Here is a 6,616-nt window from a genome sequence, read left to right as displayed (position 1 = left end):
CTGACTGAGAAGCATAAAAAAATCCGTAATCCCTGAGAGATTACGGATTCTTGCAGAACTGCCGGATCGTTCAACCGATCATTTTTGTCTTAACTGATCGGCATTACGCATCAGCGGCTTTTTTTACATCTCTTTCATGCCATTACGGGCACTTATACACCTGACCAGACATTTTGCTGTCAAGCGGTGCGAAAGCTGAAAGCAGGTTCTGCGTTGGGCTGGTTGCACCGTAAATCACGTTGCCACCCATCTCTGCCGCGCGGTTACGCAGGTCATTGGCTGCGCCACGCAAAGAACTGCCTTCACCGCCTGAACCGCTCAACCAGTTGCTCTGTGAGCCGGTGACATTGCCCAGCAGCTGACATTGGCTTCCAGGCTGTTGGTCAACGAAAGTGACACGCTGTCCGCCGGAACTCAGTTGATTGGAGCTGCTGCAGCCCGCCAGCAGTAAAGTCCCTACCGCCAGTCCGAGCAAGAGGTTAATCCGCATTGTAATCCCCATTTATTATCATCAGTGTCGGGCGGCAGCGTAGCAGAAAAGCGCACTTTTTTTCTGAACATTCATTGCCCTAAACCCGCAAAGCCGAAGTATTGCGCTCTTACTTATACCTTGTTCGCCACCAAAAGAAAAACCCCCGACCGTTTCCGATCGAGGGTTTTTCACATGACTTAAGCAGTCAGGGGCAAATTACATCATGCCGCCCATTCCGCCCATGCCACCCATGCCGCCAGCGCCACCTAAATCAGGAGCATCGCCTTTAGGCAGGTCAGTTACCATCGCTTCGGTGGTGATCATCAGGCCCGCAACAGAAGACGCGTACTGCAGCGCAGAACGGGTCACTTTGGTTGGGTCCAGGATACCGAAGTCGATCATGTTGCCGTATTCTTCAGTCTGAGCGTTGTAGCCGTAGTTGCCGTCGCCTGCTTTCACGTTGTTAGCAACAACAGATGGCTCTTCACCGGCGTTAGAAACGATCTGACGCAGTGGCGCTTCCATTGCGCGCAGCGCAACTTTGATACCCACGTTCTGATCTTCGTTCTGACCTTTCAGGCCAGAAGCAGCGATCTTGGCTGCAACGCGAACCAGTGCAACACCACCACCAGCAACCACGCCTTCTTCTACCGCAGCACGGGTAGCGTGCAGGGCATCTTCAACGCGTGCTTTCTTCTCTTTCATTTCAACTTCAGTGGCTGCACCCACTTTCAGAACGGCCACGCCGCCTGCCAGTTTCGCTACGCGCTCCTGCAGTTTTTCTTTGTCGTAATCAGAAGTTGCTTCTTCGATCTGCTGACGGATCTGAGTCACACGGCCAGAGATTGCACCCTGATCGCCCACACCATCGATGATGGTAGAAGTATCTTTGTTGATCACAACACGCTTAGCCTGACCCAGATCTTCCAGGGTCGCTTTTTCCAGCTCCATACCGATCTCTTCAGAGATGACGGTACCGCCGGTCAGGATTGCGATATCCTGCAGCATTGCTTTACGACGGTCGCCGAAGCCAGGTGCTTTAACCGCAGCCACTTTCACGATACCGCGCATGGTGTTAACCACCAGAGTTGCCAGTGCTTCGCCTTCAACATCTTCAGCGATGATCAGCAGTGGTTTACCGGCTTTCGCAACCGCTTCCAGTACTGGCAGCAGTTCACGGATGTTAGAGATCTTCTTGTCAGCCAACAGGATAAACGGTGCATCCAGTTCGATTGCGCCGGTTTCTGGCTTGTTGATGAAGTAAGGAGACAGGTAGCCACGGTCGAACTGCATACCTTCAACCACGTCCAGCTCGTCTTGCAGGCCGGTGCCTTCTTCAACGGTGATAACACCTTCTTTGCCCACTTTATCCATCGCTTTCGCGATCAGGGTACCGACTGACTCATCAGAGTTAGCAGAGATGGTACCTACCTGAGCAATGGCTTTAGTATCCTGGCAAGGAACAGACAGCGCTTTCAGCTCTTCAACGGCAGCAGCAACGGCTTTATCGATACCGCGCTTCAGGTCCATTGGGTTCATGCCAGCCGCAACGGCTTTCAGGCCTTCGTTCACGATAGACTGAGCCAGAACGGTTGCAGTGGTGGTGCCGTCGCCCGCAGCGTCATTCGCTTTAGAGGCCACTTCTTTCACCATTTGTGCACCCATGTTCTCGAACTTGTCTTCCAGCTCGATTTCACGTGCTACAGAAACACCATCTTTGGTGATGGTCGGTGCACCAAAAGATTTATCCAGAACCACGTTACGGCCTTTCGGGCCCAGAGTAACTTTTACTGCATCTGCCAGTACGTTCACGCCACGCAGCATTTTTACGCGCGCGTCATTACCGAATTTTACGTCTTTAGCTGCCATTTCAAATATCCCTTAAATTCGTTTCGTTCAGTGAATTACGCGTAATTACGCTTCGACAATCGCCAGGATGTCGCTTTCAGAGATGATCAGAACTTCTTCGTTATCGATCTTCTCAGTTTTGGCACCGTAGCCTTCGCTGAAGATAACCAGATCGCCAACTTTCACGTCCAGCGGCTTAACATCACCGTTTTCCAGGATGCGGCCATTACCCACAGCCAGAACTTCACCACGGGTTGATTTGCCAGCTGCAGAGCCGGTCAGAACGATACCGCCAGCAGATTTAGCTTCAACTTCTTTACGCTTGACGATAACGCGATCGTGCAACGGACGAATTTTCATTTGGTAGCTCTCCTTTGAGAAGTCCAATCATTCAGTTTTTTGGGTTGAACCGGACTGCATGGCTTCCGGCCTCGTGGAGAGAGAGATAGGGTCACTAAAAAGGGCTTTCAAGGGGCAAAAAATAAAAAATTTTCGTTTTTGTAACCATTGACGAAAAAGACAGCAAAAAGGGCGACTCTCGCCGCCCTTCTCTTCTTATCGATCTTTATCGTGTCCGATTTGATCCTGATCTTTACGCTCGTATTCGCCATCCATGGTATAGCCACTGTCAGGCCCGGCGCCGGGTCCGCGCCACACACGCAGATGCGGCATTAATTTCAGCGTCAGATGCTTCTGCACCGGAGGCAACAGCAGCAACAAACCGAGGAAGTCAGTAAAGAAGCCCGGCAACAGCAGTAAGAAGCCCGAAATGATCAGTGAAACGCTTTTGGTCATCTCCGCCGCTGGGCTTTCATTGCGCGCCAGCTTCTCCTGCATCAGACGGAAGTTCTTCATACCCTGGTTTTTCACCAGCGACACACCGATGCACGAGGTGAAGATCACCAGTAGCATGGTGAGCAGCACGCCGAGGGCATGTGCAACCTGAATGAAAATTGAGATCTCAATCCAGGCCAGAACAAAAAAAATCACGAACGGTATCCAGCGCACCGATATCTCCTGTGAGTAGGGCTGCCTCGCTTCTTGCCAGGCAGCAGAAAGGGATGGTCTGTCTGACCGTATTGATAGAGATGGGCATCTCAACCCGCGATTTCAACCGATCCTGCCAAATTTTTCCCACTGACTTAAAATTGCGAACTACATCACATATCGTCATTACCGCTGGGCCAGTAAATGCCCGTAAAGTGATCTGTGCACAAACAATTCTGTAACAACAGAATATGATCGTGCCCGCCAGCCCGAAGATGGATAAAATGTCGGTGCTGGTAATCCACGACAATATAATTGCTTCACCTGCACAGTGATTGCCGCCCGACCATCCCGGTCGCCCGGCAGTGACACCGCAGAAATAATAAGAAGGTAATCATGGCGAACAACATTCGTATCGAAGAAGACCTGTTAGGCATGCGCGAAGTTCCGGCAGACGCTTACTACGGTGTTCATACTCTGCGTGCGATTGAGAACTTCTACATTAGTAACAACAAAATCAGTGACATACCGGAATTTGTCCGCGGTATGGTGATGGTCAAAAAAGCAGCCGCGCTCGCCAACAAAGAGCTGCAAACAATCCCTCGCAACATCGCAAACACCATTATTCAGGCCTGTGATGAAGTGCTGAATAACGGTAAATGCATGGATCAGTTCCCGGTTGACGTCTATCAGGGCGGCGCGGGCACCTCGGTCAACATGAACACCAACGAAGTGCTGGCAAACATCGGTCTGGAACTGATGGGCCACCAAAAAGGTGAATACCAGTACCTCAACCCTAACGATCACGTGAATAAGTGTCAGTCGACCAACGATGCTTATCCCACCGGATTCCGTATTGCGGTTTACGCTTCAATTCTGAAACTGCTGGACGGCATCAGCCAGCTCAGTGAAGGCTTCCAGCGTAAAGCGGTCGAGTTCGAAAATATCCTCAAGATGGGTCGTACCCAGCTGCAGGATGCCGTACCGATGACGCTGGGCCAGGAATTCCACGCGTTTAACGTGCTGCTGAATGAAGAAACCCGCAGCATCCTGCGCACCGCAGAACTGCTGCTGGAAGTAAACCTGGGCGCGACGGCCATCGGGACTCGCCTCAACACCCCGGATGGCTATCAGCAGCTAGCCGTTCAGCGTCTGGCCGAAGTCAGTAATCTGCCTGTCGTCCCGGCAGAAGACCTGATTGAAGCGACCTCTGACTGCGGTGCTTACGTGATGGTGCACTCTGCGCTGAAACGTCTGGCGGTGAAACTGTCGAAGATCTGTAACGACCTGCGCCTGCTCTCTTCCGGCCCACGTGCGGGTCTGAACGAAATCAACTTGCCAGAATTGCAGGCCGGTTCATCAATCATGCCAGCCAAAGTTAACCCGGTGGTGCCCGAAGTGGTGAACCAGGTATGCTTCAAGGTTATCGGCAACGACATTACCGTGACCATGGCGTCAGAAGCGGGTCAGTTGCAGCTCAACGTGATGGAACCGGTGATTGGCCAGGCGCTGTTTGAGTCGATCAGCATTCTGACCAACGCCTGCTTCAACCTGCTGGAAAAATGCGTCAACGGCATCACGGCTAACAAAGCCGTATGTGAAGCTTACGTGTTCAACTCCATCGGTATCGTCACTTATCTCAACCCGTATATCGGCCACCACAATGGCGATATCGTCGGCAAGATTTGTGCGGAAACCGGCAAGAGCGTACGTGAAGTGGTATTGGAGCGCGGTCTGCTGACCGAAGCGGAACTGGATGACATCTTCTCGATTCAGAACCTGATGCATCCGACCTACAAAGCCAAACGCTACACCGACGAAAACGAACAGTAATCCGTTCCGGATCAAGTTGCCAAAAGCACGCCTGTATACAATACGGCGTGCTTTTTTCTTATTGGCGGCTACAACTTTAAGAGTCGAGATTTCCCCCACGGCTCAGGAGCGGAATGAATGGTGTTAGTGGAATTATTGATTGTCCTGCTGGCGATCTGGCTGGGTGCACGTCTAGGCGGCATCGGAATTGGATTTGCCGGCGGATTGGGCGTACTGGTGTTGACGCTGTTCTGCGGCATGAAGCCGGGCGCGATTCCCTTCGATGTGATCGAAATTATCATGGCAGTGATTGCCGCAATTGCCGCGATGCAGATTGCAGGCGGACTCGATTACATGGTCGGTTTGGCCGAGCGCCTGCTGCGCCGTCATCCGCGTTACGTCACCTTCCTCGCCCCACTCGTCACCTATGTAATGACGCTGCTGGCGGGCACCGGACACACTGCGTTCTCGACGCTACCCGTCATCGCTGAAGTGGCCAAAGAGCAAGGTGTACGCCCTTCACGCCCACTGTCGATTGCGGTGGTCGCCTCGCAAATTGCCATTACCGCCTCGCCGCTCTCTGCTGCAGTGGTGTTCTTCGCGTCGATTCTGGAACCGCGCGGTGTCAGCTATCTGGCGCTGCTGGGCGTATCGATCCCAGCCACGATGGCCGCGATATTCTGTGCCGCCGTGATCACCAGCTTTCTTGGTAAAGAGTTAAAAGAAGACGAGGTGTATCAGGCGCGCTTAGCCAAAGGTGAAGTCACACTGCGCGGAGAACGCGTCTATGACATTAAGCCTGGCGCCAAACGTGCCGTGCTGCTGTTCCTGATCGGCATAGCGGCAGTTGTGCTCTACGCCACGGCGATCAGCGACAGCGTTGGATTAATCAGCAACCCAGTGCTGCCTCGTAACGAAGCGATTGTGGTGTTTATGCTCACCGTTGCCACACTGATTTGCCTAACCTGCAAAGTCGATACCGGCGAAATCCTCAGCGCCAGTACGTTCAAATCCGGTATGAGTGCCTGTATCTGCGTGATGGGCGTGGCATGGCTAGGCGATACCTTTGTCAAAGCCCACCTGGCGGACATCCAGACTGCGGCTGGCGATATGTTGCAGAGCTACCCGTGGATGCTGGCGTTGATATTATTCTTCGCTGCTACCCTGCTCTATTCACAGGCAGCGACCACCAAGGCGTTGATGCCTGCCGCCCTCATGCTTGGCGTATCCCCTCTCGCCGCCGTTGCCTCCTTTGCCGCCGTCTCAGCCCTGTTCGTGTTGCCAACCTATCCCACCTTATTGGCAGCAGTAGAAATGGATGACACCGGTTCGACCCGAATCGGCAAGTTTGTGTTTAATCACTCCTTTATCATTCCCGGCGTGTTGGCGATTGCCTTCTCCGTGGCGTTTGGCTTCCTGTTTGGTAGCCTGATTCTGTAGCGCCGTTACATCCTGAAAACCTCGTGGCGAGGCGGCCGTGCTATCATCGCGGCTCAT

The 6,616-nt window shown here is 52.8% G+C and carries 6 protein-coding genes; 2 read left to right on the top strand and 4 right to left on the bottom strand.

The window, feature by feature from the left end:
- Positions 1-142 precede the first annotated feature (142 nt).
- The 4 genes from WFP70_RS24625 to WFP70_RS24610 all read right to left on the bottom strand — a co-directional run bounded on the left by WFP70_RS24625 (position 143) and on the right by WFP70_RS24610 (position 3,328).
- Complete coding sequence (locus WFP70_RS24625) at positions 143-490, bottom strand: DUF4156 domain-containing protein (protein ID WP_034826674.1); 348 nt, start codon at positions 488-490, stop codon at positions 143-145.
- Between the two features lie 198 nt (positions 491-688).
- Complete coding sequence (gene groL, locus WFP70_RS24620; RefSeq protein ID WP_034826677.1) at positions 689-2,341, bottom strand: chaperonin GroEL; 1,653 nt, start codon at positions 2,339-2,341, stop codon at positions 689-691.
- Positions 2,342-2,386: 45 nt separating this feature from the next.
- Complete coding sequence (locus WFP70_RS24615) at positions 2,387-2,680, bottom strand: co-chaperone GroES (protein WP_021507766.1); 294 nt, start codon at positions 2,678-2,680, stop codon at positions 2,387-2,389.
- A gap of 195 nt (positions 2,681-2,875) precedes the next feature.
- Positions 2,876-3,328 carry an FxsA family protein gene (locus WFP70_RS24610; RefSeq protein WP_097119018.1) on the bottom strand — a complete coding sequence of 151 codons (453 nt, stop codon included), beginning with the start codon at positions 3,326-3,328 and terminating at the stop codon, positions 2,876-2,878.
- A 375-nt stretch (positions 3,329-3,703) separates the two neighbouring features.
- Between WFP70_RS24610 and aspA the strand changes: the two genes are divergently transcribed.
- Both aspA and WFP70_RS24600 read left to right on the top strand, forming a co-directional pair.
- Positions 3,704-5,140 carry an aspartate ammonia-lyase gene (gene aspA / locus WFP70_RS24605; protein WP_007886584.1) on the top strand — a complete coding sequence of 479 codons (1,437 nt, stop codon included), beginning with the start codon at positions 3,704-3,706 and terminating at the stop codon, positions 5,138-5,140.
- Between the two features lie 117 nt (positions 5,141-5,257).
- Positions 5,258-6,559 carry an anaerobic C4-dicarboxylate transporter gene (locus WFP70_RS24600; RefSeq protein ID WP_058961867.1) on the top strand — a complete coding sequence of 434 codons (1,302 nt, stop codon included), beginning with the start codon at positions 5,258-5,260 and terminating at the stop codon, positions 6,557-6,559.
- Positions 6,560-6,616 lie beyond the last annotated feature (57 nt).

Source organism: Pantoea sp. USMM079 (genome assembly GCF_037153115.1).
Lineage (GTDB): Bacteria > Pseudomonadota > Gammaproteobacteria > Enterobacterales > Enterobacteriaceae > Pantoea > Pantoea communis.
Note: the sequence above shows the minus strand (reverse complement) of the source record. Positions and strands in the feature narration are given on the sequence as shown.